Origin of the sequence: Streptomyces sp. NPDC001093, from assembly GCF_040298985.1 — a bacterium.
Lineage (GTDB): Bacteria > Actinomycetota > Actinomycetes > Streptomycetales > Streptomycetaceae > Streptomyces.
In genome coordinates this window covers 1-2,347 of the sequence record NZ_JBEPBF010000277.1, presented here as the reverse complement: position 1 = coordinate 2,347, position 2,347 = coordinate 1, and the positions used below count along the sequence as shown (strand labels likewise).

The 2,347-nt window shown below is 70.3% G+C and carries 3 protein-coding genes; all 3 read right to left on the bottom strand.

Translation table 11 applies throughout. The features are described 5' to 3' along the window. Positions 1 to 294: 294 nt before the first annotated feature. The 3 genes from ABT288_RS49815 to ABT288_RS49805 all read right to left on the bottom strand — a co-directional run bounded on the left by ABT288_RS49815 (position 295) and on the right by ABT288_RS49805 (position 1,553). Positions 295 to 1,053 (bottom strand): SDR family oxidoreductase, encoded by a 759-nt coding sequence (locus tag ABT288_RS49815; RefSeq protein ID WP_351623433.1) that lies wholly within the window; start codon positions 1,051 to 1,053, stop codon positions 295 to 297. Positions 1,054 to 1,179: 126 nt separating this feature from the next. Continuing rightward, positions 1,180 to 1,365 carry a Rossmann-fold NAD(P)-binding domain-containing protein gene (locus ABT288_RS49810; RefSeq protein WP_351623432.1) on the bottom strand — a complete coding sequence of 62 codons (186 nt, stop codon included), beginning with the start codon at positions 1,363 to 1,365 and terminating at the stop codon, positions 1,180 to 1,182. Then, positions 1,362 to 1,553, bottom strand: a complete 192-nt coding sequence (locus tag ABT288_RS49805) for a Rossmann-fold NAD(P)-binding domain-containing protein (protein ID WP_351623431.1) — start codon at positions 1,551 to 1,553, stop codon at positions 1,362 to 1,364. The genes ABT288_RS49810 and ABT288_RS49805 overlap by 4 nt, the downstream gene beginning before the upstream one ends. Between the last annotated feature and the right edge of the window lie 794 nt (positions 1,554 to 2,347).

Genomic DNA, 2,347 nt, shown 5'->3' with positions numbered 1-2,347 from the left:
GCCCCCCCCGCCCGGGGCCCGGCCGGCCCCGACGCGGAAGCCCAGGCCGGCGCCGTGGGGCCGCGGGCCCCGCCGCCCCCCCCCCCCCCCGCTGCGACGAGGACGGTTGCTTACTCGTCGCCCACGACGTGCGGAGGGTAGTCATTCCTGGCACCGGCCACTGGGTGGCCGACGAGGCCCCCAGGAAGTACTCGCGGCACTGATGACGTTGTTGATCCCGTCCCGCGGGCAAGTCCGGAGCACACAAATCGGGCCATCGCGATGCGTGGCGAATGACCGCCATCGACGTGCGGCTCAGCCGACGAGCTGCTGGCCTCCGTCGATGTCGTAGGTCGCACCGGTGAGTGCGGTGTTGGTCATGATGTGCACGGCGAGCGCCGCCACGTCCTCTGGTACGACTACGCGGCCGATCGGCAGCGTGGCGCGCAGTTCCTCGCGGCGGGCGTCGAGCGCGTCGCCGAGCAGCCGGGCCGACAACGGCGTGTCCACGAAGCCGGCGGCGATCAGGTTCACCCGGACCGGCGCGAGCTCGAGTGCGAGACTGGCCGTGAACGCGGGCGTCGCGGCGGTGACTGTAGGGGCGACACCGAGAGCGGCCCGGATCCGGCGGGCTCCCGTGCCGCTCATGAGCAGCAGCGTGCCGCCCGGCCGTACGGTGCCGGCGCAGTGGCGTGCGACCTCGAGGGCGAGCACCATGTGGTCGCTGATGGCCCGGCGTGCCTGGGCGGCGTCCATGTCCAGGAGGCGGCCGTAGGACGGGCCGCCCGCGGTGACCATCACGTGGTCGATCGGCCCTGGCAGCTGCTGGAAGAACCGTTCGAGTTGCTCCGGGTCATGGGCGTCGAAGGCGGCGGTGCTGAGGGCGTCGGCCTCCTTGGCGGCGGTGTGCAGGCGTTCGGGGTCCCGTCCAGTGAGGACCACGCCGGCGCCCTGGGTACGGGCGAGCCGTGCGGTCGCCAGCCCGATGCCCGCGCTCCCGCCGATGACGACGAGGGTCTGCCCGTGCAGGGCCTGGTCGCGGGATCCGTAACCCGCAGTCGGCTCAACCGTCATGATTCCTCCCGCGCTGTGGTCTTGCCTAGGTTGTCCTGAGGACTGATCCAGCACCTCGTCGAGCTGCCGCAGGAACCAGGCGGTGATCCTCTGCGGGCAGCCCCGCCGGACCGGGCCGGCACCTCCTCACCGTTCGACGGGTTGCGACAGAGCGTGCTCGACCTGCCGGGTGCACTCGTCGGCGAGGACTTCGACCCGGTCGTTCGCCAGTGCCTCCATGGTCTGCTTCGCGACGTCTTCCGTACTTGTCTCCGGCGCGCCCGTGAAGGAGCTGAGATCCGTCTCCACGAAACTGGCGTGGACACCGATCACGAGTGCTCCCGCAGTGCTTCCCACAGCGCGCCCGTAGACCGCCGGGCTGCTGGAGGCCGCATCCCCGGGAAGCCCGGCCAGGGGGCCAAGGGGGCGGCCGACAGCATCAGTGCGTTGCCGCCGTTGCGCGACAGGACCGAAGCGAAGGCCCCGGAGACGGTCCAGGTGCCGATGTAGTTGGTCTCCATCGCGCTCCTTCCCTCTGCCGCCTGCCGATCCGTGACGGTCGACCCGGCGATGGGAGGCTTTGAACCGGACCGCGTCCTGGCGCCTCCCGGTGCACGCGCGACTCTCACCAATGGCGACTCATGACCAGAAGGCCGGCCCTCGATCCCCACCTTCATTCGGGCCGCGCCGGGACGGCAGGGTCGTCACGTGCGCAGATTGCCCACACAAGAAGTCCTCTCCACAATCAGCGTGCATCGGATGCCACAACGACGCATGTGAGACGACGCCCGGCCGCAAGGCTCCCATGTCACGTTCAGCGACCATTCCACACGGAGCAGCTCCGAGATGATGCCTGAGGGCTCTCCGGAGCACTGGCGCAGGCTTGAACAGTGCAGGGCCTGGAGCGGGAGCGTCAGCCCCGCTGGGTCGGTCTGCCGGTGGGTGGAGAGCGCGCCGAACACCACCAGCTCTCCTCCCGGAGCCAGAGCCTGGGACACTTGGGCGCCGCCAGGGCCCTCCAGGTCGGCTGGCACCGGCAGGCGGTGGGCACTGTCTCAGACGCTGGTCAGGGGGGAGTGCCCATGGTCATGCCGCACTGCGGGCCTCAGGTGAAGTGGAAGACGGAGCGACGTAGGCGCCAGGCGAAGATCTCGCTGTGGGACATGCACTGCAGCCGGGTGTATGCCGATATGTATGGGTGCGGGGCGTGTGCCGGTGGGCCGCCTCCCAGAGCAGCAGCTGGGCCGCAGGCTGGTGGCAATCCCCCTTGCGCTGATCGTCGTGATCACCGTGGTGGACATCCATTCCCCGCCGG

Coding starts and splice junctions, on each gene's coding strand:
- ABT288_RS49815 (WP_351623433.1), bottom strand. CDS start 1,053: ATGACGGTTGAGCCGACTGCGGGTTACGGATCCCGCGACCAGGCCCTG.
- ABT288_RS49805 (WP_351623431.1), bottom strand. CDS start 1,553: ATGGAGACCAACTACATCGGCACCTGGACCGTCTCCGGGGCCTTCGCT.